Source organism: Pararcticibacter amylolyticus (assembly GCF_003130405.1).
Taxonomy (GTDB): domain Bacteria; phylum Bacteroidota; class Bacteroidia; order Sphingobacteriales; family Sphingobacteriaceae; genus Arcticibacter; species Arcticibacter amylolyticus.
Window position 1 is genome coordinate 64,837 of record NZ_QEAS01000019.1, and the last position, 26,215, is coordinate 91,051.

At 44.1% G+C, this 26,215-nt stretch carries 21 protein-coding genes; 7 read left to right on the top strand and 14 right to left on the bottom strand.

Annotation, left to right across the window (positions count from 1 at the left end):
- The first annotated feature begins 188 nt into the window (after positions 1–188).
- Positions 189–2,129 carry an ATP-binding protein gene (locus tag DDR33_RS19820; protein WP_109417544.1) on the top strand — a complete coding sequence of 647 codons (1,941 nt, stop codon included), beginning with the start codon at positions 189–191 and terminating at the stop codon, positions 2,127–2,129.
- Positions 2,130–2,221: 92 nt separating this feature from the next.
- Here the strand turns inward: DDR33_RS19820 and DDR33_RS19825 are convergent, their stop codons facing one another.
- The 5 genes from DDR33_RS19825 to DDR33_RS19845 form a co-directional block, all read right to left on the bottom strand.
- Positions 2,222–2,644 carry an organic hydroperoxide resistance protein gene (locus tag DDR33_RS19825; RefSeq protein WP_109417545.1) on the bottom strand — a complete coding sequence of 141 codons (423 nt, stop codon included), beginning with the start codon at positions 2,642–2,644 and terminating at the stop codon, positions 2,222–2,224.
- Between the two features lie 24 nt (positions 2,645–2,668).
- The gene (locus tag DDR33_RS19830) at positions 2,669–3,127 is read right to left on the bottom strand and encodes a MarR family winged helix-turn-helix transcriptional regulator (protein WP_317047461.1); all 459 of its coding nucleotides are present in this window, start codon (positions 3,125–3,127) and stop codon (positions 2,669–2,671) included.
- 238 nt (positions 3,128–3,365) lie between these two features.
- Complete coding sequence (locus tag DDR33_RS19835; RefSeq protein WP_109417546.1) at positions 3,366–4,397, bottom strand: gliding motility-associated C-terminal domain-containing protein; 1,032 nt, start codon at positions 4,395–4,397, stop codon at positions 3,366–3,368.
- Positions 4,398–4,514: 117 nt separating this feature from the next.
- The gene (locus tag DDR33_RS19840) at positions 4,515–5,555 is read right to left on the bottom strand and encodes a hypothetical protein (protein WP_146198814.1); all 1,041 of its coding nucleotides are present in this window, start codon (positions 5,553–5,555) and stop codon (positions 4,515–4,517) included.
- Between the two features lie 58 nt (positions 5,556–5,613).
- Positions 5,614–9,882, bottom strand: a complete 4,269-nt coding sequence (locus tag DDR33_RS19845; RefSeq protein ID WP_109417548.1) for a beta strand repeat-containing protein — start codon at positions 9,880–9,882, stop codon at positions 5,614–5,616.
- A gap of 146 nt (positions 9,883–10,028) precedes the next feature.
- Between DDR33_RS19845 and DDR33_RS19850 the strand changes: the two genes are divergently transcribed.
- The gene (locus tag DDR33_RS19850) at positions 10,029–10,607 is read left to right on the top strand and encodes an HPP family protein (RefSeq protein WP_109417549.1); all 579 of its coding nucleotides are present in this window, start codon (positions 10,029–10,031) and stop codon (positions 10,605–10,607) included.
- 213 nt (positions 10,608–10,820) lie between these two features.
- On the opposite strand, the gene DDR33_RS19855 is transcribed toward DDR33_RS19850, so the two are convergent.
- Positions 10,821–11,360: a pyridoxamine 5'-phosphate oxidase family protein gene (locus DDR33_RS19855; protein ID WP_109417550.1), complete on the bottom strand. Its 540-nt coding sequence runs from the start codon at positions 11,358–11,360 to the stop codon at positions 10,821–10,823.
- 222 nt (positions 11,361–11,582) lie between these two features.
- On the opposite strand from DDR33_RS19855, the gene DDR33_RS19860 reads away from it, so the two are divergent.
- Positions 11,583–12,296, top strand: a complete 714-nt coding sequence (locus tag DDR33_RS19860) for a DNA alkylation repair protein (RefSeq protein ID WP_109417551.1) — start codon at positions 11,583–11,585, stop codon at positions 12,294–12,296.
- Between the two features lie 90 nt (positions 12,297–12,386).
- The gene (locus tag DDR33_RS19865) at positions 12,387–12,815 is read left to right on the top strand and encodes a DUF3788 family protein (protein WP_109417552.1); all 429 of its coding nucleotides are present in this window, start codon (positions 12,387–12,389) and stop codon (positions 12,813–12,815) included.
- Between the two features lie 101 nt (positions 12,816–12,916).
- On the opposite strand, the gene DDR33_RS19870 is transcribed toward DDR33_RS19865, so the two are convergent.
- The 3 genes from DDR33_RS19870 to DDR33_RS19880 are packed head-to-tail and all read right to left on the bottom strand — an operon-like array spanning position 12,917 to position 18,332.
- Positions 12,917–16,186 carry an error-prone DNA polymerase gene (locus DDR33_RS19870; RefSeq protein ID WP_317047462.1) on the bottom strand — a complete coding sequence of 1,090 codons (3,270 nt, stop codon included), beginning with the start codon at positions 16,184–16,186 and terminating at the stop codon, positions 12,917–12,919.
- Complete coding sequence (locus DDR33_RS19875) at positions 16,098–17,582, bottom strand: Y-family DNA polymerase (protein WP_238387875.1); 1,485 nt, start codon at positions 17,580–17,582, stop codon at positions 16,098–16,100. The genes DDR33_RS19870 and DDR33_RS19875 overlap by 89 nt, the downstream gene beginning before the upstream one ends.
- An 18-nt stretch (positions 17,583–17,600) precedes the next feature.
- A complete protein-coding gene (locus DDR33_RS19880) occupies positions 17,601–18,332 on the bottom strand; it encodes an ImuA family protein (RefSeq protein ID WP_109417604.1) in 732 nt (243 codons plus the stop codon).
- Between the two features lie 187 nt (positions 18,333–18,519).
- Between DDR33_RS19880 and DDR33_RS19885 the strand changes: the two genes are divergently transcribed.
- Positions 18,520–20,397 (top strand): mechanosensitive ion channel family protein, encoded by a 1,878-nt coding sequence (locus tag DDR33_RS19885; RefSeq protein WP_109417554.1) that lies wholly within the window; start codon positions 18,520–18,522, stop codon positions 20,395–20,397.
- 45 nt (positions 20,398–20,442) lie between these two features.
- Here DDR33_RS19885 and DDR33_RS19890 read toward each other — a convergent pair whose 3' ends face one another.
- Positions 20,443–21,240: a hypothetical protein gene (locus tag DDR33_RS19890; RefSeq protein ID WP_109417555.1), complete on the bottom strand. Its 798-nt coding sequence runs from the start codon at positions 21,238–21,240 to the stop codon at positions 20,443–20,445.
- Positions 21,241–21,587: 347 nt separating this feature from the next.
- Between DDR33_RS19890 and DDR33_RS19895 the strand changes: the two genes are divergently transcribed.
- Entirely contained in the window at positions 21,588–22,958 is a 1,371-nt protein-coding gene (locus DDR33_RS19895; protein WP_109417556.1) for a serine hydrolase domain-containing protein, read from the top strand.
- Positions 22,959–22,974: 16 nt separating this feature from the next.
- On the opposite strand, the gene DDR33_RS19900 is transcribed toward DDR33_RS19895, so the two are convergent.
- From DDR33_RS19900 to DDR33_RS19915, 4 genes are read right to left on the bottom strand one after another with little or no spacing between them, the layout of a single operon-like run.
- Positions 22,975–23,196, bottom strand: coding sequence for a DUF6965 family protein (locus DDR33_RS19900; RefSeq protein ID WP_109417557.1), 222 nt, complete (start codon positions 23,194–23,196; stop codon positions 22,975–22,977).
- A gap of 30 nt (positions 23,197–23,226) precedes the next feature.
- On the bottom strand, positions 23,227–23,685 hold the full coding sequence (locus DDR33_RS19905) for an SRPBCC family protein (protein WP_109417558.1): 459 nt from the start codon (positions 23,683–23,685) through the stop codon (positions 23,227–23,229).
- 26 nt (positions 23,686–23,711) lie between these two features.
- The gene (locus tag DDR33_RS19910; protein ID WP_109417559.1) at positions 23,712–24,548 is read right to left on the bottom strand and encodes a phytoene/squalene synthase family protein; all 837 of its coding nucleotides are present in this window, start codon (positions 24,546–24,548) and stop codon (positions 23,712–23,714) included.
- Between the two features lie 28 nt (positions 24,549–24,576).
- Positions 24,577–25,254, bottom strand: coding sequence for a MarR family winged helix-turn-helix transcriptional regulator (locus tag DDR33_RS19915; protein WP_109417560.1), 678 nt, complete (start codon positions 25,252–25,254; stop codon positions 24,577–24,579).
- A 332-nt stretch (positions 25,255–25,586) separates the two neighbouring features.
- Here DDR33_RS19915 and DDR33_RS19920 point away from each other — a divergent pair, with 332 nt between their 5' ends.
- Positions 25,587–26,168, top strand: coding sequence for an RNA polymerase sigma factor (locus tag DDR33_RS19920; protein ID WP_109417561.1), 582 nt, complete (start codon positions 25,587–25,589; stop codon positions 26,166–26,168).
- The last annotated feature ends 47 nt before the right edge of the window (positions 26,169–26,215 follow it).

Genomic DNA, 26,215 nt, shown 5'->3' on the forward strand with positions numbered 1-26,215 from the left:
TTCTTGGTTGTTTGTTTTAAACATGATGTGGTTTAGGCGCTTATGATCGCGCTCATCGCAACGTGGCTTTTCGTGTCATCAGTGGCTCCTGAACCGGTTGTTTTAACATATATTACTATCTTGGCGTGTAAATATCGGGGTTACAAAAACATACGTACACGCTGCAAACGCACAAGTTTTCTCTTTTTATGGACCTGTTGTATAAAACAATTGTCGAAGATTCATTGGCCGGCTATTTCGATTGGGATCTCAGGAGTAACGTTATTTACATGACTCCTGCTTTTAAGGCAATGATGGGATATCAGGACTATGAAGTTGAAAATTCTCTTGACGCCTGGAAGAACCTGATACATCCTGATGATAAAGAAGGCGTAAATCTAGCTTTTAAAGAGCATGTACAATCCCGGGGAGAAATAAAGTTTACGGTGGAGGGCCGGTACCGTCACAAGAATGGATCATATATCTATCTTTTAACCTTGGGAAAGGTAGTAGAATGGGGTATTGAGGGTGAGCCGTTAAGAGCAGTTGGATGTCATGTTGATATTACAAAGCAAAAGGCAGCGGAGGCAAAAAGTTATGAAGCAGAATTAAGCATAAGACACAGCAGGGAACAACTCAGAAATTTTATAAGATATTGTCCTGTAGCAGTAGCTATGCTTGATCACAATATGAATTACATAGAGGCCAGCAATCTATGGATCTCTTTGTATGGAGCGCCAGACCGTGACGTTTCAGGAAAAAATCATTACGAATTGTTTAGTTGGATTCCACAGCGATGGAAAGACGCACACCGGAGGGGATTAAGCGGAGAAGTAGTAAAGTGTGATGAAGATGAATTTATGGGTTCCGGTAAGCGGGAGTGGATAAGATATGAGATAAGGCCCTGGTATAATGAGTCTGGCCAGATCGGGGGGATCATCATCTTTACCGAAATAATTACCGACTATGTGAAAACCAGGGAGGCTTTGATAAGAGCACGGGAGGAAGCCGAAAATGCTGCGAGAATGGAATCTCTTTTCCTTTCGACCATGAGCCATGAAATCAGGACCCCCCTGAATGCCGTGATTGGATTTACACATTTATTACTTAAAGATCCCCGGCCGGATCAGACTGAATCTCTTAACATACTTAAATTTTCAGCAGAGCATCTTCTCGTTCTCATTAACGATATTCTTGATTTTAATAAGATAGAAGCTGGCAAGCTTGAATTTGAAAACGTAGATTTTAGTATAGCAGGATTGATCAGTAATATTAAAGCAGCTTTTCAGGAGAAGGCTGCAGAAAAAGCGATTGGATTAAAACTGCTTCTTGACGATGACCTTCCTCCCATGGTAAAAGGGGATCCTGTTCGCCTCGGGCAGGTGTTAAACAATCTGATCAGTAACGCTGTTAAATTTACAAACCAGGGCAAGGTAACAATCGCAGCTCATCTTATCAGCCGGAATACTACAGATACTGTAGTTGAAATTGAAATTCGTGATACCGGTATCGGTATCCGCCCCGATAAACAAGAGAAGATTTTTGAATCATTTTCCCAGGCGAGTGTAGATATCACCCGTAATTATGGCGGCACCGGACTCGGTCTTGCAATAACAAAGCGGCTTCTGCAGCTGATGGGAAGTCAGATCTACCTGGAAAGCGAGGAAGGCAAAGGAGCCAGATTCTATTTTACCTTACGCCTGGACAGCAGTGATAAGCATCCGTTCGACGAGAAGATCCTTACGGAGCAGGTTGAGTTCAAATCATTCAAGGGTGTAAAAGTTCTTATTGCGGAGGATAACAAGATTAATGTGTTAGTCGCCCGGCAGTTTTTGAAGCACTGGGATGTAGAATGCGATGTAGTTGAAAATGGACTTCAGGCATTGAATATGGTACAGCAGCATCATTATTCTGTTATATTGATGGATCTTCAGATGCCTGTAATGGACGGATATGAGGCTACGAAAAAAATAAGGGAGCTCACTGATGAAAAATATCAGAAGCTGCCTATAATTGCCTTAACAGCATCAGTGATGGTGGATCACCGGGACAAAGCATTTTTTGTTGGATTTAACGACTATGTGGGCAAACCCTTTACCCCCAGGGAGCTTTATTCGAAGATTTCAAAGTATGTGAACCCCGTAGACTAGTACCAGCAGTTTTTGCATGGTCGCAGAATTAGCTGAATAAAGAATCCGGAAAAACATGTAAGAGACTGCTAAAATGCAGTCTCTTACATGTTTTAGTTGGTACTTACCGTAAGCTTAACCTCAATATTTCCCCTGGTGGCATTAGAGTACGGGCAAACCTGATGAGCCTTTTCTATTAATTCTTTTGCCTCCTGCTCAGATACTCCCGGGATATTAGCGTGGAGTTCGACTGCCAGACCATATCCGCCGTTGTCGAGCTGGCCGATACTTACCGTTGCTGTTACAGACGTTTCGCCGGCTTTTATCTTTTGATTTTTTATAACCAGGCTCAGTGCGCTGTCAAAGCAGGCGGAATAACCAGCTGCAAATAATTGCTCGGGGTTAGTATAGTCATCATTAGCTCCGCCCAGTGCTCTGGGTGCCCTCACTTGAAGGTCCAAAACCCCGTTATCAGATTTAACATGGCCGTTCCGGCCTCCATTTGCAGTTGCAACTGCTGAATACAACGTTTTCATATATGTCAATAATAAATTCCTTTGTTATGATTGCCGTGTCTGGCCCAGGATCTTGTTTACTATAAGGTGTAATTGAGAAAGTTCCTCTCTGGTAATATTCAAAGAAGCAAGAAGCTTTTGCGGGATAGCACATGCGAGGTGACGTAGCTGGCTGCCTTTTTCAGATAGAGATATTTCAACAACTCTTTCATCCCTGATACTTCTCTCTCTTTTAATCAGGCCCTTTTGTTCCAGCCTTTTTAGCATAGGAGTGAGAGTACCCGAATCAAGGTATAGCTTCTCTCCAAGCTGATTGACACTTTGCCTTTCCTTTTCCCATAAAACGAGCAAAGTGAGATATTGCGGATATGTAATATCCAGTTCATCCAAGATTGGCCTGTAATGCTGAGTAATTTGCCTTGAAAGAGCATATACAGAAAAACAGACCTGACTATCCAAACCCGGCAACTGATTCTCCATTCCTTTTCCTGTTCTCTTTTCCATCGGTCAAAGATAAATATTGTACGCAATTTAATTTTTTGCAATCTGTTTAAATTGTGTCATTTTAAAGCTGAAGAAACTAATTGCGTAATCCGTAGTGAACAGCGTTTTTACTAAATGGTGTCCTAAGTCTGTATTCGATATTCACTAATAAAAAAATCCCTGTCAGGCTGATAAAAAGATAACTATCTTTCAGGATCAGCCAGACAGGGAAATTGATTCCTCAGTCTTTGCAAAAGGCTTAGAACTTTAAAACGAAATATCCGGTATGCCTCTTTCTGTTTGCACCGTCTTTGTAATCTATTACGTAAAAATAGGTACCCTGCGGAAGGAAAGACTGTGAGGGTGCTGGTTTGCCCTTAAACTCATAACGGGCATCTCCAGCGCCTGAAAATATCAGTTCGCTGTTGTTGTAATTGCTAGCTTCATACACTTTTGTGCCATTCCGGTTCACAATCACAAGGTGATTGTCTGGGAAATTCTCTATACCTTTAATCACAAACTGATCATTAATTCCATCTCCGTTCGGGCTAACAACCAGTGGCACCGAAAGCTGGGCTCCTGAAGGGTCTATCACTCTTACGGTTTGCGAAACCAACGCCGGATAGTAATTCTTGTCGCCCGGATGCGAAGCTTCCATCGTTGCTGTACCGATATCTACCGGAGTTAATTCAGCACCGTTTAATTTTACAACAAACGGATTCTTATTCGTAAACTGAACGGGAAGTCCGCTTGTTGACGTGGCTTTTAGCGTTACGGGTGAGCCATTTTTCATCAATACGTCAATTACTTCGAAGGTGATTGTCTGCGTTGCTTTATCAACCGCTAGTATTTGTTTCTTCGAGATGTTGGTATTCTTTATCGTTGCTGTGATGGAAGTTGTTCCGGCTCCGACAATAACAACGGTATTGCCGTTGACGATCTTTGCGATGCTCTCGTCTTCACTTGTATAGACAAGATCAGTTCCATCACTTGCAATTCCGTGAAGCTCAAAATTTACGTCCCCATACGTTTTACCCGGAAGACTGTCAAATGTTAGCAGCAACTGGATCAGCGATGAGGCTGGCTGCAAAAATCCCTGAGTCAGATAATGACCGGAAGGAAGTTGAAACGAATCAGAGGATGCTGTTCCTCCCACTGACCAATCTGTTAAATATGTACCAATTCTTGTGCTTCCGCCTGCTGTTGTCAGGAGGTTCCCATCTGTGTTATTCTGGGCCCAAACTGATCCTGCTAAGATTAGCAAAGGAGCACAAAGTAGTATTTTCTTCATGTCGGATTTCCTTGGCGGTACCACTCCTTGCTGAGAGTACCGGTGTTTCTTTTTGTCCCTGTACTGGCAGGAGAATAAAACTCTCCTGTTTATCCAGGTTGTGTATAATCTGTTGAATTATTGAATCAGCAGTACTTTGTATTTTTTGCCGCTGATCGATACCGGAACAGGCTGATAGTTTGCGAACCTTACACTTACCTCATTCAAGGCGCTTACCCAGGAGGCTGCGACAGAAAAATCTCCGGAGTCTTCAAGTACTGTAATGAAGACAGGATCACCAGGCTTTGCACCAGGTACAGTGATTTTAGCAAGAGCAGAGGTATTGGCAGCAATGTCAGAGCTGTTGTCAACCAATTTGTCCAGCGTAATATTAGAAAGTGTGCCGGTTACCAGGTGAGCATCTGTTGCTTTTTGCCAGCTTACTTTGTTGTCATTATCAGTAACCAGTACGCTGCCTGCATTCCCGGGTTTTACATTAATGCTCAAATCTGTAAGAACCGCTCCTGTTGCATTTGTAAGTTGAATGATATCAGGATTTGATGTTGTTACATCCTTCCCTGCCAGATCTCCGAGCGTAAGTTTCACGGGAGTCCATGCGTTACCATCATATCTCAGGAATTCCCCTTCTGACGGAGCAGTACTGCTTACATCAATACCCCTGATCTTAGCAACCTGCGGGTTCGGATAGGAACCGGAAAGGTCACCGGAAGCTGTTCCGACAGGAGCAGCGGTACCAGCTTTTACAGAGTAAAGAGAGTAGGGTACACTCAAAAGCTGAGAAGTTCCTGCAGTGACGAAGTTTGTGCCGCCATCCAGATCCACTTCTACTTTCAGAAATTTAAGACCCGATGCCCAATTTACTGCTGCAATGCTTCCCTGGGTCGAGATTGCTCCCTGGCCGCCTATGGCAACCACATATAGTCCAAGTGGTGTTGTTGTTACCTGGCGTTCTTCTGTGTATTCGGAGGTGCCTGTTGCCGAACCGTCCAGTACAGACAGCCGTAATCTTATCATTTTATTGGCCACTACACTTCCATCGGGGTTTCTTAATACTCCCTGATAGTTGAATTGATATGGTGGTTGAGATTGTGTCTGGGCATTTAAGTATCCGCTTAGGAAACATATCAACGCTACTATTAAAAAAAATTGTTTTTTCATGATTTTTATTCTGATCATCTTAGATGCTGTCTTTATAGATTATCTTTTATCAGCGGGGTTATTGCATGTCTCCTGACGTAATGAAACTGGTAGCTGAAGTAGCAATGATTGTTGCTACAGCGTTTACGCCTGCGGTCTTTGTTAAATTTAAACGATTGTTGATCACTACACCCGAAGACGGGCTTGGCAGGATAGAAACCACTCCGTTTCCAGTTTGAATGATCATACAGTTAAAACCGGTTGCCAGGCTGGGTACATAGATAGTAACCGCTGCAGAATTATTTACGGTAATAATTTTACCATTATCAGTCAGATCCAATGTATAGGTGGCTGTCTTAGCATTGAACACAGCACTATAGTTGGAAATGGTGGACGTTCCGTTAGCCTTGCCGGTCAGGCTGCTTGGCAATAAGTCTGCTTTGTTAATCCAACCTACTGTTTGTGATGCATCAGCTGCGAGTACCACATCTCCGGTTGCCGGCGAGGCTATTGCAGAAGTAGTAACCGCACCGGAAGCTATTTTGTCCGATGTAATACTTCCCGAAGCTATATTGTTGGTTCCAACCTTTCCAGCCCCGATTGTTGTCGCACCAGCATTGCTGATGGTAACATCACCACTCATGGTAGCCGCAGCAGGAGTACCAGAGGCGTTAGCCACAATCACCTGTCCGCTGGTCATAGTTGGGAAGGTAAGCTGGGATTTGTCTGCCCAGGTATTGTTTCCGGAGGCATCGGTAACCAGCACTTTATTAACATAATCGGCTGATGCAGCCAGTTTTGCCGGTGTTATATTCGCATCAGCAATTTTATCTGTCGTTACATTTAAATCAAGAATCTTAGAAGTAGTGACAGCATCACTTGCCAACATTCCGTTCACTACCTTGCTTGCTCCAATAGTAGTAGCCCCGGCATTGCTGATGGTCACATCGCCACTCATGGTAGCCGCAGCAGGAGTACCCGAAGCATTTGCCACGATTACCTGTCCGCTGGTCATGGTAGGGAAAGTGAGCTGGGATTTATCTGCCCAGGTATTGTTTCCTAAACCATCAGTCACCAGGACTTTATTGATGTAATTGGCAGATGTAGCCAGCTTGGCAGGTGTTACATTCGCATTTGCGATTTTAACTGTCGTTATGTTGGCATCTGCGATTTTGTTAGTGGTAACATTCCCATCCGTGATTTTTACGGTCGTAACGGCATCTGCTGCTAACATTCCGTTCACTACCTTTCCGGCTCCGATGGTAGTAGCGCCGGCATTGCTGATGGTCACATCACCACTCATAGTAGCCGCAGCAGGAGTACCGGAGGCATTAGCCACGATCACCTGTCCGCTGGTCATAGTTGGAAAAGTTAACTGGGATTTGTCTGCCCATGTATTGTTTCCGGAGGCATCAGTAACCAGCACTTTATTCGCGTAATTAGCAGATGCAGCTAGTTTTGCCGGTGTTATATTCGCATCAGCAATTTTATCTGTGGTTACGTTTAAATCAAGAATCTTAGAAGTAGTGACAGCATCACTTGCAATCATTCCGTTCACTACCTTGCTTGCTCCAATAGTAGTAGCGCCTGCATTGCTGATGGTCACATCGCCACTCATGGTCGCCGCAGCAGGAGTACCGGAAGCATTCGCTACGATCACCTGTCCGCTGGTCATGGTTGGAAAAGTGAGTTGGGATTTATCTGCCCATGTATTATTTCCTAAGCCATCGGTCACCAGCACCTTGTTTACATAACTTCCGCTGGTTGCTAATTTCGCAGGAGTAACATTGGCATCCTTGATCTTCAAGGTAGTGACAGCATCAGTTGCAATCATCCCGTTAACCACTTTGCTTGCACCGATGGTGGTCGCACCGGCATTGCTGATGGTCACATCACCGCTCATGGTCGCCGCAGCGGGAGTACCAGAGGCATTCGCCACGATCACTTGCCCGTTGGTCATAGTTGGGAAAGTGAGCTGGGATTTATCCGCCCATGTATTGTTTCCTAAACCGTCAGTAACGAGGACCTTATTAACATAATTAGCCGATGCCGCCAGCTTTGCCGGTGTTACATTTGCATCAGCAATTTTCTCTGTCGTTACATTTAAATCAAGAATCTTAGAAGTAGTGACAGCATCACTTGCAATCATTCCGTTCACTACCTTGCTTGCTCCAATGGTAGTAGCGCCGGCATTGCTGATGGTTACATCACCGCTCATGGTAGCCGCAGCAGGCGTACCGGAGGCATTCGCCACGATCACCTGTCCGCTGGTCATAGTTGGGAAAGTGAGCTGGGATTTATCTGCCCATGTATTGTTTCCTAAACCATCGGTCACCAGCACCTTGTTTACATAACTTCCGCTGGTTGCTAATTTCGCAGGAGTAACATTGGCATCCTTGATCTTCAAGGTAGTGACAGCATCAGTTGCAATCATCCCGTTAGCCACTTTGCTTGCACCGATGGTGGTAGCGCCGGCATTGCTGATGGTTACATCACCGCTCATAGTCGCCGCAGCAGGGGTGCCGGAGGCATTAGCCACGATCACCTGTCCGCTGGTCATGGTAGGGAAAGTGAGCTGGGATTTATCCGCCCATGTATTGTTTCCTAAACCGTCAGTAACGAGGACCTTATTAACATAATTGGCCGATGTAGCCAGCTTAGAAGGCGTTACGTTCGCATCTGCGATTTTATTAGTGGTAATGTTAACATCAGCGATCTTAGCTGTCGTGATGCTGGCGTCTGCTATTTTTGTATTGGTTACGCTGTTGTCTGCGATTTTAGCATTTGTAACCGCATCTGCAGCAATCATTCCGTTCACTACTTTGCTTGCACCGATAGTAGTAGCCCCGGCATTGCTGATAGTCACATCACCGCTCATGGTAGCCGCAGCAGGAGTGCCGGAGGCATTAGCTACGATCACCTGTCCGCTGGTCATGGTCGGGAAAGTGAGCTGAGATTTATCCGCCCATGTATTGTTTCCTAAACCGTCAGTAACAAGGACCTTATTAACGTAATTGGCCGATGTAGCCAGTTTTGAAGGCGTTACGTTCGCATCTGCGATTTTATTAGTGGTAATGTTAACATCAGCGATCTTAGCTGTCGTGATGCTGGCATCTGTTATTTTTGTATTGGTTATACTATTGTCCGCGATTTTAGCAGTCGTAACCGCATCAGCTGCAATCATTCCGTTCACTACTTTGCTTGCTCCAATGGTAGTCGCACCCGCATTGCTGATGGTCACATCGCCACTCATGGTAGCCGCAGCAGGAGTGCCGGAGGAATTCGCCACGATCACTTGTCCGCTGGTCATAGTTGGGATTGTCAGAAGTGATTTATCCGCCCATGTATTATTTCCCAGGCCATCGGTCACCAGTACCTTGTTTACATAACTTCCACTGGTGGCTAATTTCGCTGGAATAACATTGGCATCCTTGATCTTCAAGGTAGTAACCGCATCAGTAGCGATCATTCCATTAACCACTTTGCTTGCTCCAATAGTAGTCGCACCAGCATTGCTGATGGTCACATCGCCACTCATGGTAGCCGCAGCAGGAGTACCGGAGGCATTTGCCACGATCACCTGTCCGCTGGTCATAGTCGGGAAAGTGAGCTGGGATTTATCCGCCCATGTATTGTTTCCTAAACCGTCTGTGACCAGCACTTTATTTGCATAATTTGCTGAGGCAGCCAGTTTAGCAGGCGTTACATTTGCGTCTGCAATTTTACTTGTTGTGATATTCTGGTCTGCGACTTTAGTTGTGATGATATTACCATCGGCGATCTTAACGGAAGTAACCGCGTCAGTTGCCAGCATTCCTGTGACTACTTTACCCGACCCAATAGCCGTCAAGCCTGTATTGTTGATGGTAATGTCGCCCGAAACAGCCACTGCTTGAGGAACATTAGCAGAATTTCCGATGAAAATCATTCCGTTAGGAAGGCTCATTGTTGCATATGTAACCCAGGCGCTGTTGTTCCTTATATAGAATTTACGCGTGGCTACGTCATATACCATCATCCCTTCAAGGGGATTCGCAATCGACGGAGACGTTGCATTAAAAAGATCTGTAACCCTGGGAAGGAGGATCGCCTTGTCCGTCCCGTTTACCTGCAGGGCTACCGATGTGTTATTTACGGCAGAAGCCGTACCAATCACTACTCCTTCTGCATTAACAACACTCGCTTTGTCGATACTGTTGCCATTCATATCAAGAGGTTTTACCGCCTGATGATTTCCCAGGTTATCCCCGAATTTCTGTTGCCCGAATACACTTACTCCTCCAAAGAGAAGTAATGCCGTGAAACTTATTTTGTAGAGCTTCCTACTTGCTGATTTGTTTTGTAGCATTGTCACTTGTTTTATTACCCCGATGAGATGTTTTGTTTTTTTCTAACTCCTTTTTACTGAGAAACAAATGAAAGGTTACAATAAAATCAGCAGATGTATTCTACGTATGGGCAGATGCCATCATTTTTTATCTTTGCAATCGAAAAATGAGAAAGCATATATACCGAAGATTTCATGTTGTAAAGAGGGTTGCATACCAGGAAACTCTTATTGACTATAAGGAGCATATCTGGACCTTTATCGGTTCTTTTTTAGGAATAGGCCTGATTGGTTTGTTAAACAGCAGATTTCTGGGATCGGAAGATAATCTCTTTTTAATTGGTTCATTTGGAGCTTCCTCTGTTCTCGTATATGGGATTATAAACAGTCCGCTTGCTCAGCCGAGAAATCTGATCGGTGGGCATCTGATCTGTGCTGTTACCGGGGTATTTATACACAAATTAATCCCATCAGAGCTTTGGCTTTCTTCGGCCTTGTCTGTTTCGGTCTCAATAGTATTGATGCAGATCACGAAGACCCTGCATCCTCCCGGTGGTGCTACAGCTCTCATCGCCAATATTGGATCACCTAAGATTCAGTCGCTTGGATTTCTTTTTGTATTAAACCCCGTCTTATCAGGTGTACTTATCCTTCTGTTAGTAGCAATCGTTTGTAATAATATGACACCCAGTAGGAGATATCCATTAAACAGGCATTGGTATAAAGTCTGGAAACGGAAATATTAATAGCTATTGTCCTTTCCTTATTGAAAAGTACTGCATTCCGGAATATGGTCGTTATAAACGTAACGAGGGCTGGTTGACGCGGATCAGTCGTATAAAGACTAAATGGTTTGAACGCCGGGGTTAGTCAGTTTAACTAAGCCAGGTGTAAATACCTTCAGACGAACCCGGATCCGGCTCGTCTGAAGGCATTTTTATATCTTGCAGATAACAGGCTTATTCTACTTCAAGCTTTCCTTCAATGGTATCGTCATACGTTTTGCCCGCTATGGCACCAACAGTTTGCTTGATTAAAGCGATTGCTTTCCCATGCTTATGATCCCAGTAATATCCTTCTGTCGGTTCTACTTTAATCACTGAAATACGCGGATCATCTTCTCCTTCTGTGAACCATGTTTTGAGTTCCGGTTTCCAGAGATCACGAATTTTTTCCTTATCCTTGCTCACTTCGGCTAATCCGTAGATGTTCAGGAAGTCACTGTAGGATGAGCCCTGAAATAACAGATGAACAAACGGGTCTTTACTCAATTCTTCGTTTTTAAAGCTGTCATCGGAGCTTAAAAACCAGAAATTGCCTTTGTTGTCAACTTCGAGTACCGTCATTGGCCTGGTTGAAAAAGGGATGCCGGTCTTGATGTTTGAGCAAAAGAAACAGCTCGCTGCATGGTCAGCCAGTGTCTTCATCTTTTCTATTGCTTCGGTCCCTTTCAAATCTTTGAAGTTATCTTCGGGTTGTTGTTGATTGATGCTATCCATATATAGAAGATTAAGTTTTATGGATAACCAGAATATCGCTTTTTTGTGTGACTTTGGGTTTAAGGATGTACTTTTAACTCTTACAGCCCGGCGTGTTAAAGCTTAATTGGGGTCATCCAGATCCACCAGATCACTTATTATAAGGATAATATAGTGCTGTCCTTCCTCAGAAAGGAAAGATAACCTAAGGTTGCTTATCTTTGTCTTCTAAGCTTATTATACATGAATGAAGTCTTGTTGTCTGTAAGAAAAAATCTTAAGGAGCAAAGTGATGAAGGAGTACGAAAAAGTGCGCAGCAATTTTTTAAGGAAGCGATAAAATCATACGGCGTAACGATGCCCAAAGTGCAGAAGATTGCGCAATCCTGTTTCAGAGAGATCAATACATTGCCTAAAAATGAAATTTTTAATCTGTGTACCCAGCTCTGGCAATCGGGCTATCAAGAAGAGGCAATAGTGGCCTGTCATTGGTCTTATTCTGTCAGAAAGCAGTACGAGCAAGATGATTTCGGCGTTTTTAAATCCTGGATAAACCAGTATGTCTCTAATTGGGCGTCATGCGATACGCTTTGTAATCATACGGTAGGTGCTTTTCTGGAAATGTTTCCTTCATATATCGGAGAATTAAAGTCTTTTGCAAGCAGCACAAACAGGTGGATGAAAAGAGCTTCAGCTGTAAGCCTGATCATACCGGCGAGAAAAGGGATGTTCCTTCAGGAGATATTCCAAATAGCAGATACTCTTTTGATCGACGAAGATGACCTGGTACAGAAGGGATATGGATGGATGCTAAAAGCAGCAAGTGAGGCGGATCAGCAAGCGGTTTTTGAGTTTGTACTCAGAAATAAGTCCCTGATGCCCCGTACGGCTTTAAGATATTCCATAGAGAAGATGTCCCCGGAAATGAGGAGGGAAGCGATGTCCCGGCAAAGTTAAAGAGGGAAATGACTGGCTGAAGGTTTTAGCGCTGCTGACATACCCTTGTTAAAGCCTTTTTTTAAGATTGTAAAACTAAATTAAGATATCATGTCTGTAAGTATATTTGACAATCCTCTTGTTGAACCGGACCGGGATATGTTCACTGCAGCGCTGGGTCACACAAAACCTTACTTCGATCAGGCCATTTCTTTAATAGAAGATCAATACGGCAAGACAACCACAGAATGGAAATTCTACGGAAAGAAATCCGGATGGATACTGAAGCTTTATTGTAAAAAAAGGAACGTTTTATTCCTGATACCATTGGCCGGGCATTTTCGAGCCTCCTTTACTTTTGGAGAACCGGCTTTTCAGAAGATTATGTTAGAGGAACTTCCCGGATTTAATAAACAGGAGTTGATCGATGCAAAAAAATATGCGGAGGGGAGAACCATTCAGTATAAGGTAGAAATGGATACTGAAGCATCGAATTTGTTGAAGTTTATCCGGATAAAGATGGAAGGCAGGCAGATGTGAGCAGCTTACTGAGGCAATTTGAAATGGATGTGCCGGTGGGCTATAATGGACTAGAATATGAGGTCTGACAGGATAAGAGGAATTCGGCTTGGGCGCTTATCTCAATGGAAATTCCGTCCTTTGTGGAACACCCTCTTCTGCCCTTTTCCTGGCACGTCCTGCACTTTAGTACCTGTATCATCATTCGTTAATCCATTTAAGGAACTCGCGGGATTTGTTAGTTTCTTAAGAAGTACGTTATAATTATAACACCTCTGCATCACCACATGAACCACCTCTCCCTCCACCTGCAAGCGCCCATCTATCAGGATTAATTGCGACTGAATGATCTCTTTCCTGTATTTACGAAAGAACTTTTCCCATACGACCACATTGGCAAATCCTGTTTCATCTTTAATCGTAATAAATACAATGCCTTTGGCTGTGCCGGGACGCTGACGTACGGTGATCATTCCCGCAATGCGCAGTGTATCTCCGTTGTTCATAGATCTTAGCTTCTCCAGGGGAATAGCCCCAGCTTGCTTAAGGTCTGATCGTAAAAAGCTAAGCGGGTGGGCTTTAACAGATAATCCGGTTGCTGCAAAATCCTGTACTACATGCTCACTTTCCGTTATCAGGGGTAATTCTATTTGTTCCCCCAGGCTGGCCGGTGGCAAGGTTTCCAGTAAAGCGCATGGACGGTCAGCCAGGGCTGCTATTTCCCAAAGTGCCTGTCTGCGGTCGAGGCCAATAGACCGGAAAGCATCCGCATCGGCCAGTTTCTCCAGTGCCGGTTGCGGGATGCCAGCTTTTGACAGATCGGTGATGTGCCGGTAAGGGGCATTAGCGGCCAATAAATTCATCTCATCTTCCCCCAGCCCTTTCACCAGGCGGAATCCCAGTCGCAAGGCATGATGATCACCTTGTTTCTCTTCCAGTTTATGATCCCATGCTGAATGATTAATATCAACAGGCCTGACAATAACACCATGGCTCCTGGCGTCGTCTACAATCTCAGCAGGCTGGTAAAATCCCATGGGCTGACTGTTAAGCAAGGATGCTGCAAATACATCAGGATAATGACACTTTAACCAGGAGGAAATATAAACCAGCAGGGCAAAAGAAGCTGCATGGCTTTCCGGGAAGCCATACCCCTCAAAACCTTGCAGTTGCTTGAAAACCCGGCGTGAAAAGTCTTCTTCATATCCCCTGGCCACCATCCCCTCCACCAGCTTTTTTTCGTAGAGATGGAGCTTGCCATTTGCTTTGAAAGTTGCCATGCTGCGGCGCAGTTGGTCGGCTTCTGCTGGTGTAAAGCCGGCAGCCACAATAGCGATCTCCATTGCCTGTTCCTGGAATAGCGGGACGCCTAAAGTCCGTCCCAGGATCTCTTTTAACTCTTCTGAAGGGAAGTCCGGGTCTTCCTCTTTTTTACGCCTGCGCAGGTAAGGGTGCACCATATCTCCCTGAATAGGGCCGGGCCTTACAATGGCGACCTCGATGACGAGATCGTAAAAACATTTTGGTTTCAGGCGGGGCAGCATGGCCATCTGAGCCCGGCTTTCGATTTGAAAGACTCCCAGAGTATCGGCATGACTGATCATTTCATAGACCTTTTCATCATCCTGAGGCACATTGGCGAGCGTTAGCTCTTTCCCATAATGGAGGTTTGCCAGATCAAAAGCTTTCCGTATCATGGTCAGCATACCCAGTCCCAGCACGTCGACCTTCAATATGCCGAGGGCCTCCAGGTCGTCTTTATTCCATTCCAGCTGGGTGCGGTTTTCCATGCGGGCATTCAGTACCGGACAAATGTCAGACAGCCTATTGTCGGTGATCACAAAACCTCCCGTATGCTGCCCCAGCTGGCGCGGAAAGCCCATCAGCAAGGCGGTTAACTCCAATACTTTTCTGATGTGCGGATCCTGCGGATTGAGGCCTTGTTCTCTTAAGCGCTTTTCATCAAAGCCCTCATCATGGAAATCCCATATGGTGGCTCCAATACTTTTAATCATATCTTCAGATAACCCCATCGCCTTGCCTGTATCGCGAATCGCGCCCTTATGTCTTTCCTGGGAGACGGTGGCAACAATTGCGGCGTGTTCTCGTCCATAATCTTCGTAGATGTACTGAATGATCTCTTCACGCCGTTCGTGTTCAAAATCAACATCAATATCCGGCCACTCTTCCCTGGCGTCCGACATAAAGCGGGAAAAGAGAAGCCTTGATTTCATAGGGTCTACTGCAGTGATGCCAAGACAATAACAGACGGTTGAATTGGCGGCAGAGCCGCGGCCCTGGTGAAGGATGCCCAGTTCTTCCGCTTTTTGTGTGTATTTATATACCCGCAGAAAATAAGGGGCAAGTTTACGCTTTTCAATAAAAGCCAGTTCAAAATCAATCTGCTTACCGATCTGGTCCGGGATATCTCTGCCATAGCGTTTGTGAGCTCCTTCCTCCGTGTGTTTCCTTAATCGCTCCTGAGGTGTAAGCCCGTCTATGATTTTTTCTTCAGGCTCAATGTACTGAAGTGTGTCCAGTGAAAAAGTGCAGGATTGCGCAATGGTCAGAGTGTTGTCTATCGCTGCAGAATAATCACGGAAGAGGCGATGTATCTCTTTTACAGGCTTAAGATAGCGTTCTGCATTCGGATGTAATCGATATCCTGCATGATAGATCGTGCATTTTTCCCGGATACAGGTGAGGATGTCCTGCAATTCCCGGCGGCTGGCTTCATGATAATATACATCTCCCGTGGCGGCCAGTGGTATGCCCATTTGTCTGAGACGGTGCATTCGTTTCGCATCGTCTCCGCTGTAAGAACGGTTTACCGCTATATATAAAGAAGTGCCGAAAACACTGAGGTATTCCTTTGCCGCCGCTTTAAACTCATCATCAAAATCGAAACGTGCATTCAGGTTAGCAGGCGGTACAATGATAAATCGAATACCTTCTCTGTGAGCAAATACATCTGATTTGTATAAATGGCATTCTCCTTTTTCGGCCCGCAGGTTACCTGTGGTCAGCAGAGCCGAAAGCCTGCTGTAAGCTTCCCGGTCTGTGGGATAGGCCAGGAGGCTGGGCCCGTCCAGCAGGTCGATGCGGCAGGCCGGAATAAATTGGATGGGAAGGTTCTTAGCCGCTATATGTGCCTTTACGATGCCTGCAAGACTATTCCGGTCGGTAATCGCAATAGCCGTATATCCCAATGCATGTGCTTGTTCCACCAATTCTTCCGGGTGCGATCCTCCCCGGAGGAAGCTGAAATTCGAGGTGACTTGTAGTTCAGCGTACTGCATGATTTTACGCAAAATATCCATGTAAATACCAATGACCATTCTCTCCGTCATAATGTCCTGAACGGAACAGCCAGTAACGCAGGCCTTCTTCATCTTCAACTGCATAGTAATCCCGGTGTTCCCCCTTACCCAGCCACCATTCCTGTTCAATGCGTTCCGGCCCGTCTGCCCTGGTAACGATGTGCCGTTTTCCTTTACAACTGAATACCCTGGGTGGATAATCCGGTAACAGCGACATTACTTCAATAGGTTCTGGTTGGGATAATAACCTGACCGGCCTGGGACCGGCCACGTACCAGGCAGTTTGTGGTTTATCGTTTAGCGAAGCCGCAAGCTGTACCGACCGTTCAGGCCAGTAATGCTCTGACGGCAGGTAGCGTTTTATCCGGTCAGGCCCGATCTTCCCGGCAATGCGGTCAAGCAATTCGGCTAAGGCATGATCTTGCAGTCCTGGTTTGCCGGCCCATAATTTCTCCTGGACGGGATCGATATCTTCAACTTTCTGTGCTTCGAGGAGGAAGAGCTCAATACCCATGGCGGGTTCTATTTTTTCGGTCTGTAAACAAAACAGTTTAAACAGATGAGATATGCTGTGCGAACCTCCGATCGTTGAAATACTTATCTGTACTTGTTTGTTGTCTGCCCTGAAGCATTTCAGTACTGCTTTGCGTACGCCCTTTCCCTCAGACTGCAAACGCGGGCATAAGCTTTCCAGTAATTTTTCAATAGCGGTTTCGATGGCTTCAGGCGTATATACAGGTTCGGGGCAGGGGAGCCGTTCCTCATAAGGAACGGGCGGAACAATAGCCGTCAGATGCTCATCTACGGAGCCTAATGCCCTTGCCAGCTGAAGTAAAAGGCTTTCGCCGAACCGCCTTCGCAATATGGTACGCTGAACGGACATGAAGCTGCCGATCGTATGGAACCCCAGCTTATGCAGTTTATCAGTTATTTCCTGATCCAGCCGCAAGGCTTCGGGAGGCAAGCTACTGATCGCACCGGCCTGTTCACCGCTGCTTACAATAGGAGAGATATTTCCGAACCGGGCGACAGCCCAGGCTGTTCCCACTGTATCGGCTATTGCACCTCTTGCATAATATCCCATCCCGCGTAACTTTAAGACCAGTTCTTTTAAATAGCCCCGTTCATCCCCCCATAAATGTGTGCATCCTGAAATATCGAGGATCAGGCCGTCGTGGAGATCAATAGCAACAAATGGAGTATACCGGATACACCATAAGCCAATGTTTCGCAAGATCCGTTCTTCTTTTTCGTGGGGATAGTCTAGTGTGTGTAAATCAGCCGTGACAGCCCGGGCATCTGTTGCCGTCATACCGCAACGAATACCTTGTTCTTCAGCCTGACGATTAGCCGCTTTGACAACAATGCGGTTACGCTCCGGTGTAACCAGAATCAAAGGACTCCCACTCAATTGAGGGTTCCCGAGAGTGGCCCGGTCTGTCATCAGATAGGGAAACCATATTGCCATATACCGCCTTTGCATCTCTCACCCTGCTTTTTGTTCCAATGAATGGATAGATTTTTGTTCTTCAATCAGTTTAAACTTATCCCCGGTCCATTCTATCATCCATTTACCCGGATTGCCGTTCCTGACTTTAAGAAGGGAGACCTGCCAGCGCGGAAAGCCCAATCCTGGCATGTCGTCTTCGAGCCTGCTTGGTAAATGCTTCACTATCCAGCGGGCGGCAGAAGCGGTAGGAGCCATTTTTGCAGGCATATTACGGAGAACAAAACCTGTTACATGGCTATACTCAACAGCAAGCTGCAGGCGGCGGGATTGTTTAAAATCAAGCTTCCTGACTTCTGTAACTACTGCTGCAAGCCCGGGATATTTCAGTGCTTCTTCCATTACCCATAATGCTTCCGGATCATTCATGACCCGGATGAAGATCAGCCGGTCGGGACTGATGCCAAAAGAACCTAATGCCGGAGGGAAAATATTATCTTTAAGGCTGATCCATAAGCACACACCGCCCTTTTGCATCATAACAGATAGCAACCCGCTGACTAGCCCGGCGCAAGCCGTGGCCTGCTCCGTATTTGCGCAAATCATTTCATGTATGCTTCCCAAAGGAAAAACCTGGTTAGGAAAAGCTGCTTCTATCGGTCCCAGTCCCATCCGTTCATGTGTTTCTGATGGTGCTTTATACCCTTCCCATTTCAAAATGCTCTTTTGCAGGTGATCTATCAGTGCTTTTTGGTTTTGTACGGTATGCATTGCCATTTTAGCTAATATCTCAGCAAAGATAATGCTAAAAATATTAGTATTTGTATTGCTCTTAAAAATCCCTGTCAAATAATGGGAGCAATGCGCTGAGGAGGTTTGCCCCGGCGGTGTAAAGAAAAACACTCATTTAGTTTGTTTGTAGAATAGTTACTTTAGTACTATATACATACCAGGTCATATGAGATATTTGAAACCCTTGCTGATCGTTCTATCTATATTTTTTCTTCCTCTGAAGAACTTTTGTCAGAAACCGTCAGCAGTCGGAGATTCTATAGCACTGATTGCCGGAGAACAATCCTCTATAGAGCTCCAAAGGCTTCATTTAGCTAAACTTCAGGACTCCTTGAGAAAGGCTGAACTGGAACAGCAGGTTCGTTTACTTAAATCTAACCAGGAGGAAGAAAAGTTAAGATTGCTTAAAGAGCTTGGCAAGCTGAAGAGCCGGGATTCACTCAGGCTGGAAAAACAGAAGAAGAAGATCGATTCTCTCCGGGTGTTTATGAAAGGATACCCCGTACATCCTTTCCGGGATACGCTTTTTTTTCTTTACAGCCACGCCGGAAGCTTTTCTCCTCTCGAGCGCGTTGCTGCAGTATCTTCCAGGATAAGGGTATTGAGTGAAAAATATAATTTCAATCCCGACTCTATTAAGGTAGTGACCGGCGATTTAACATTTGATATTATGTACGGCGATGCGATCCTGATGGGCGTATCAGATGAAGATGCTCTCTGGAATAATACATCCAGGGAGCTACTTTCCGTTTCGTATAAAAAGAAGATTGCGGAAGCGATTATCAGGCATCGTCAGGAGACAAGCTGGAAAATGATCATCAAAGAAGTGGTATTAGTCCTGCTGGTGGTTGGAGTAGTTGTTTTTATTATTAACAGGATAGGTAGGTTCTTCGGCTGGATCCGGGTAAAAGTCGAGGCCCAGGAGGGGAAAAGGATAAATGGGATAAAGATCCGGAATTATCAGCTTTTTACCACCCACAAGCAAACGGCATTCATTCTCTCCGTTTTGTCGTTTATAAAATTCCTGCTAATAATTCTCGTGATATATCTTGCTCTGCCGGTCCTGGTGACCATATTTCCGGGGACGGAAGGTTTGGCCGGACAATTACTGGCCTATGTGCTCAACCCTTTGAATAAGATATTACGATCGCTTTGGGCGTATGTTCCCAACCTGATCACGATCATTGTTATTGTTGTCGTTTTTCGCTATTTCTTAAAGCTTCTGAACTTTTTCAAGCTTGAAATAAAGAACGGGGCTTTGAAGATACATGGTTTTTATGCCGACTGGGCAGAGCCGACTTACCAGTTATTAAGGGTTTTGGTGCTGGCGTTTATGATGATCGTTGTCTTTCCTTATTTACCGGGTTCTGAGTCACCTGTATTCAAAGGCGTATCGGTCTTTTTAGGAGTTCTTTTTACATTCGGTTCGGCAGGAGCGTTGGGCAATGTAGTAGCCGGATTAGTACTTACCTATATGCGGGCATTTAAAGTTGGCGACCGCGTAAAGATAGGGGAGGTGACGGGAGATATTATTGAGAGATCGCTGCTTGTGACAAGGATCCGTACGATAAAGAACGAGATCATATCAGTCCCGAATTCAGCAGTTATGAATAGTCATACTATTAATTTTTCCAGCGATGCGGCAAGTAAAGGGCTGATCATTCATACAACCGTTACCGTAGGATATGATGTTCCCTGGCGTAAAGTGCACCAGGTATTGATAGATGCGGCTATGAATACAGATCTTGTAGAAAAGGATCCTCTTCCATTTGTTCTTCAAACAAGCCTTGAAGACTTCTATGCCGCTTACCAGATAAATGCATATACAAAATACTCAGGTAAACAGGCCGCGATCTATTCGCATCTTTATCAGAATATCCAGGATAAGTTTCACGAAGCTGGCATCGAAATCACCTCCCCGCATTACCATGCTGTCAGGGATGGCAATGCAGCTGCCATGCCTCCCGGTTATCTGCCGGGTGATTATTCAGCTCCCGCTTTTCGTGTAGTAAAAACAGAAGATAACCTTCCTGATAAACTGTAGGCCATGAATGAATAATCCGTGAGGCCGGAGAATCGATATGCCGGATTAGTCCAATTGCTTTAATAAGTTCATCAAATAGATATTTGACTCCTGGTCCTCCTTGCTATCGATTGAAGTAACACTGTTGCCAAAGATATCTTTAGATTGTTTGATGGATAGAATTTCTTGTCCTTTCTGATTGGTAACAGTTTTAATCCGGTTTCCAAAAATATCAGTGGAGCCCTTCAGTGTTAAGGTTGTTTGATTCCGGCTGTCTCTGACTTCAATAATATTGTTTCCGAAAATATCTTTAGATTTTTTAACAGATTTAATTGCTTCTCCCTTTGGTCCTGTCAGGCTCTGAATTTCATTCCCAAAAATATCAGTGGAAGTTTTGAGAGTTCTGTTCGTCTGACCAAAATTATCCTTGACTTCAATAATATCGTTCCCGAAAATATCTTTAGACTTTTTAACCGAATGAATCTCTTCTCCGTCGTCTCCCGTTACACTTGTGATTTTATTACCAAAGATATCAGTAGATGTTTTAGCAGTTCTTTTTATTAGCCCTGATGGATCTTTAAATTCTACTATCTCGTTACCAAAAATATCTTTGGAGGCTTTAACTGATTTAAGGATCTCTCCGTCAGGGCCGGTGATAGTAGTAATCTTATTCCCAAAAATGTCGGTCGAATGCTTTACCTCCGCAGTTTTATTCCCGCTTCTGTCTTTGTAAGTGACAATAGTATCACCAAAGATATTTACTGTTTTGGCAGAGGTGTAAGTCTGGGCTTTTACCGATAGCACTGCAACAAGAGCAGCCAGAGTGATCAAAAATACTTTTATCCGGATGTACATAAGGGTCATTGGTTCTTTATACTAAGATACAATTTTCGCTATAAGGTTTAATTTTTATTGTGATACGTCCTGGTTGTAAAGGTTTAGATTGTATCTGTTTTTACCGTATTTATCCCTCCGCTTAACAAGATCTACGGATCTGTTTATAGTGAGTTGCTGTCTGCACAGAAGACGGCAATTCAATTTTGTATAGGATGAGACTGTTTCAATATGCTGCATAGCGGCTAACGCCAATCGGCTGCTATGGCCTTGCATCTTTCTTTTATTCAGAAAATAAATGGGTTTAGCTTTTCTTGATAGCAAGCTGAATTTTAGTTAATTTAAGCATCGCTAACAATGCTTTAAAATAAGTCAATATGCTTGAAAAATGCCTTCCCTTTGTATATTCATTCGTTTCTGTACTGCTTTTATTCTCTCAGGAGAATGTTTTCTCCCAGCCAGTGCAACCTGTAAAAGTTGACAGACAATCGCTGGATTCGCTCTTCAATATCTACGAAAAGAACAGCTTGTACTTTGCAAGCGTTGAACTGGAGACAGACGGCAAATCGGTTTATCAGAGACAATCAGGGTTTCAGAACCTGGAAAGCAGGCAGAAGATCGATGGACATACTGTTTTTCTGATCGGATCGATTACAAAGACCTATACCGCGGTGATGATCATGCAGCTTATTGAAGAAGGCAGGCTCAAGCTTTCTGATAAGCTTTCCATGTTTTATCCTCAAATTCCAAATTCAGATGCAATAACTGTTGAAATGCTGTTAAGGCACCGTTCAGGACTTTTCAATTATACCTCTGCTGATGACTTTTTAAAAGAAGTGTCCAGCCCCATTTCTAAGAATGATCTCCTGGCCCGGTTTATAAAATATGGTATCCGTTCTGCTCCCGATGAAAAGTATGAATACTGCAATACGAATTATATGCTGCTGGGTTTTATTATAGAGGATATTACCCAAAAAGATTACGGTGATCAGCTCAGAAAAAGGATTTTAAGCAAACTGTCTTTAAAGTCTACTTATTACGGCCGCCCAAAAGATACCACACATCTCGGCCACTCCTATACACGGATGAATAATGAATGGAAACCGGTTACACCTGAGTGGGATGCCAGCTGGGTCGGAGGAGCGGGAGCAATTGCAGCTACTCTTAAGGATGTACAGGCGTTCTTTAAAGGCTTGTTTGGCGGTAAGCTGGTAGCCGATACAAGCCTTCGCAAAATGATGCAATTGAAGGATGGATACGGCCTGGGACTAGCCTATATTCCGTATGGCGAAAAGCGCTTTTATGGTCACGGTGGCAGAATAGAGGCTTTCAATACACTCTGCGCTTATCGTCCGGAGGACCATTTAATGATAGCAATGGCTTCAAATGGTGCTTTTAGTGATCCCAATGATATCTCTATTCAGCTTTTGAATGCCAGCTATGGTAATAAAATTCAGTATCCTGATCTAAACCGGAAAGGGGCTGTGAATGTATCTGCCGAAATACTCAAAAATTATGAGGGAGAATATTCAGCGGAGGGCTTTCCATTGGTGTTACGTGTTTTTACAGAGAATTCCCAGCTCTTCTGCCAGGCCACAGGCCAGGCTGCATTTCCTCTGACCGCACATTCAGATAAGCTTTTTGTTTTCGATCCTGCCGGAATAAGAATGGAATTCTATACCACCGAAGGACGGCAGGGCATACATTTTAAGCAGGCCACCCTAAGCATCGATTTTCACCGGAAATAGAGATCCGGGCATCGGCTTACTTCTTCTCGTCCTCTTCCATCTTCAGGATTAAGTCTTTGACTTTAATCAGCCTGTCATGGAATTTGTTGAATGTCGGCACATCACTGCGTGATTTCGCAATCATGAAATGGCTTTCAAGGAATTTAGGGACATCAGAGATAAATTCTGCATCATTAAGTTTCAGCTGCCGGGGGACAGGATGTTTTGAAAAGAATTCCTCAAGTTCTTCGATTGTCATAGCGCAAAGATACTATGATCCATCTTCCCTTCAAATACGAAACATTCGTTCCAGTACTTGAAACCGGTAATTAAAGATCTCCTCCAGTTTGCGTTTTATCAGTATCCGGTGCGCTATATCACCCAGAATCCCGAGGGGCAACTCGTAATCTACCTTGTCTTTCATCAGCACGCCCAGTGCATTAGGGATAAAGTCATGCTGATGATTCCATAATTTATAAGGGCCTTTTTCCTGAAAATCAGTAAAACTCCTCTGGAAATCAACCCTGGTGATGCGGGTTTTCCACTTCATCGGGATCCCCCATAACGGAGAAACCTTATAATCAATTTCCATGCCTTCGTAAATGTTCTCCTCTTTTATTTCACCAAGCACCACAAATCCCATATCTTCAGGCGTAATGTCCGACAGGTTGAGCGGATTAGAAAAAAAGCTCCATGCTGTAGCTAAATCACAATTCAACTGCTGTTCTCTGTATAACTGGTATGGCATGTCAGATTTTTGATTTACAAGTTATATTACAGGAGTGCGATCTTATACCGCACATACCCTCTCATCACAACAGCAAGTTTCTGAAAATCCGGAATGCGTGTGCGTTCGTTCAGAATATTTTCCGCCGGCGTATTTTTAATCTTTTTAAAAAGCGATAAATAAAATTTGTAAGCCAGGTATACACCCAACCTGGCTGAGGCGGGCAGCCGTCTTATGCCGGTTAGTGCTTCTTTAAATTCCAGTTCAATATCCTTTTCAATTTCCGTTTTAACATGATTATCAAAAATGCTCATATCGATACCGGGAAAATAAGTGCGCCCCAGAATCTTATAGTCATCTTTTAAATCTCTTAAGAAATTTACTTTCTGAAATGCCGATCCCAGCTTCATCGCAAAAGGCTTCAGGTCCCGGTATGTTTCTTTATCTCCATTAGTAAACACCTGCAGGCACATTAACCCTACCACCTCAGCCGAACCATATATGTATTCTTTATACAGGTCCGAATGGTAATCCAGTTTCTCAAGATCCATCTCCATACTGTGCAGAAACTGCCAGATCAAATCAGGGTCTATCTGGTAGTGGTGGACTGTTTTTTGAAACGAGTTTAAAACAGGATTAAGGGATATTTTATCTCTCAAAGCGGCTTCTGTATCTTGTTTTAGCCTTTGCAGCAGTGCTTTTTTATCATAATCATGAAAGCTATCCACTATTTCGTCAGCTAAACGAACGTAGCCGTATATCGCATATATTGCCGGACGGATAGAGGGACTCAATGCTAATATTCCAAGGGAAAAGCTGGTGCTGTATTTTTGTGTGATACATCTGCTTACATCGTACGATACTTCGTCAAATAGCTTTTTCATAAAATATGAAATTTTAGTTTTAATAGCCTCAGCTAAAATTTTTTGTTTTTAAATACTCAGCGTATGCCACTTCTTCCAGAACTGCAATATCCGGATTCTTTTCATATATGGGTTTATGAAAGTCTTCCAGCTTTTGAAGCAGAGAGATCAGCTGCATCTTCTCCTTTGTATCCAGATTCCCTGTGACAATTTTTGTGGCTCTGCGGATTTTGCCCATTTGTTTTTCCAGCGCAATCAGCCCTTTCTTCGTAATACTGATCACCTTACTGCGTTTGTCGCGTTCAGAGTCCTTTTGTTCCGCCCAGTTGTTAGCAACCAGCCTGTTGATCACTTTAATTCCGGCAGGCTTGTCATGGATATTCTTTTTGATGAGTTCCGTTTTGGTCATCGCCCCAAATGCCTTAAGTGTGATCAGGTAAATAAAATCATCCTGAGTCGAAAAACCGGATCCATAAATAGCAGCTCTCGAATAACTTTTCGCGTACCGGTTCATATGCACGATCAGCGTGTTTATCACACTGTCCGGACTTCTTCCCGACATCTTTCCTTCCCAGTGCGGCTCGTTTATAGTGTCATTAGAAAAAGAGCCATTTTGAATCCATTGCCTGAACCCATCGATGTCATTCGAAAAAGACTCCGTAGCGGTATTGTCAGCTTCAAAATCACGGATCAGATCAACCACCTCTTTAAGCAAATTATAATTCATTGGCGTTTTACGATTCTTGGTGTACTAATATACTATTTTTGAGCTGAATTATTGTTTTTATAGAGAAACAACTCCGATTATGTATAACTTTATACTATTTCGAATGTTTTCCTTATTTAATATGATACACCTGCAATTCTGAGACTTTTGTCAGCGCGCCCACACCTGACAATGCATAATATCCGGAAAACTGCCTGTAAGGAAAGCCCGTGTTAATTTAAATTCAAGGCGGGATTGTTTTTTTATAAAATTTGTAGGAAATTCGGTTGCTACAAATTTAGTATAGAGAAGACCGCCGACATGACGGTTTTAATTATTCCTGGGTGCAGTAAATGAAAGATGATTTAGAATTATGGGAAGAATTTCGCCTGGGAATCGAATCTTCTTTCAAAAGCCTGTTTGATAGTTATTATCAGCAGTTATTTAATTACGGACACAAATTTTGTGTTGAAGATGAAGTGCTTGAAGATTCAGTCCAGGAGTTATTCATCAAATTGTGGAAAAACCGTGAGCGCCTTAACAGTACTCCCTCTGTCAAAAATTATCTTTTTAAGGCATTCAGGAGAGTTTTATTCAGAAAGCTTGCAGAGCAGCACAGGTTTTCCGGAATAAAGGCCGAATTTCCATTTGAGATCGAGCTGGCCCACGACTACACGATGATCAGTGAAGAGAGAATGCGTTCTCTGAGGGCTCAGCTGGCCCGGGCGCTCGAAAAAATGTCTCCAAGACAACGGGAGATCATTCATCTTAAGTTTTTCGAAGATATGAGCTATGAAGAAATAGCCAGGGTGATGAATTTGTCGCCGAAAAGTACATATAAGCTTCTTTACAGGGCAATTGATAGCCTTAAAGAGCATATGTCTCCATTTAATTTACTTATACTCCTTTCTCTTTTAAAAAATATGTCAAATTAGCGTCATGTACGACGGCCCGCCCGGGCTTTTTTCTCTGCCTTATGCAG

Coding starts and splice junctions, on each gene's coding strand:
- DDR33_RS19820 (WP_109417544.1), top strand. CDS start 189: ATGGACCTGTTGTATAAAACAATTGTCGAAGATTCATTGGCCGGCTAT.
- DDR33_RS19825 (WP_109417545.1), bottom strand. CDS start 2,644: ATGAAAACGTTGTATTCAGCAGTTGCAACTGCAAATGGAGGCCGGAAC.
- DDR33_RS19830 (WP_317047461.1), bottom strand. CDS start 3,127: ATGGAAAAGAGAACAGGAAAAGGAATGGAGAATCAGTTGCCGGGTTTG.
- DDR33_RS19835 (WP_109417546.1), bottom strand. CDS start 4,397: ATGAAGAAAATACTACTTTGTGCTCCTTTGCTAATCTTAGCAGGATCA.
- DDR33_RS19840 (WP_146198814.1), bottom strand. CDS start 5,555: ATGAAAAAACAATTTTTTTTAATAGTAGCGTTGATATGTTTCCTAAGC.
- DDR33_RS19845 (WP_109417548.1), bottom strand. CDS start 9,882: ATGCTACAAAACAAATCAGCAAGTAGGAAGCTCTACAAAATAAGTTTC.
- DDR33_RS19850 (WP_109417549.1), top strand. CDS start 10,029: ATGAGAAAGCATATATACCGAAGATTTCATGTTGTAAAGAGGGTTGCA.
- DDR33_RS19855 (WP_109417550.1), bottom strand. CDS start 11,360: ATGGATAGCATCAATCAACAACAACCCGAAGATAACTTCAAAGATTTG.
- DDR33_RS19860 (WP_109417551.1), top strand. CDS start 11,583: ATGAATGAAGTCTTGTTGTCTGTAAGAAAAAATCTTAAGGAGCAAAGT.
- DDR33_RS19865 (WP_109417552.1), top strand. CDS start 12,387: ATGTCTGTAAGTATATTTGACAATCCTCTTGTTGAACCGGACCGGGAT.
- DDR33_RS19870 (WP_317047462.1), bottom strand. CDS start 16,186: ATGAAGAAGGCCTGCGTTACTGGCTGTTCCGTTCAGGACATTATGACG.
- DDR33_RS19875 (WP_238387875.1), bottom strand. CDS start 17,582: ATGGCAATATGGTTTCCCTATCTGATGACAGACCGGGCCACTCTCGGG.
- DDR33_RS19880 (WP_109417604.1), bottom strand. CDS start 18,332: ATGCATACCGTACAAAACCAAAAAGCACTGATAGATCACCTGCAAAAG.
- DDR33_RS19885 (WP_109417554.1), top strand. CDS start 18,520: ATGAGATATTTGAAACCCTTGCTGATCGTTCTATCTATATTTTTTCTT.
- DDR33_RS19890 (WP_109417555.1), bottom strand. CDS start 21,240: ATGACCCTTATGTACATCCGGATAAAAGTATTTTTGATCACTCTGGCT.
- DDR33_RS19895 (WP_109417556.1), top strand. CDS start 21,588: ATGCTTGAAAAATGCCTTCCCTTTGTATATTCATTCGTTTCTGTACTG.
- DDR33_RS19900 (WP_109417557.1), bottom strand. CDS start 23,196: ATGACAATCGAAGAACTTGAGGAATTCTTTTCAAAACATCCTGTCCCC.
- DDR33_RS19905 (WP_109417558.1), bottom strand. CDS start 23,685: ATGCCATACCAGTTATACAGAGAACAGCAGTTGAATTGTGATTTAGCT.
- DDR33_RS19910 (WP_109417559.1), bottom strand. CDS start 24,548: ATGAAAAAGCTATTTGACGAAGTATCGTACGATGTAAGCAGATGTATC.
- DDR33_RS19915 (WP_109417560.1), bottom strand. CDS start 25,254: ATGAATTATAATTTGCTTAAAGAGGTGGTTGATCTGATCCGTGATTTT.
- DDR33_RS19920 (WP_109417561.1), top strand. CDS start 25,587: ATGAAAGATGATTTAGAATTATGGGAAGAATTTCGCCTGGGAATCGAA.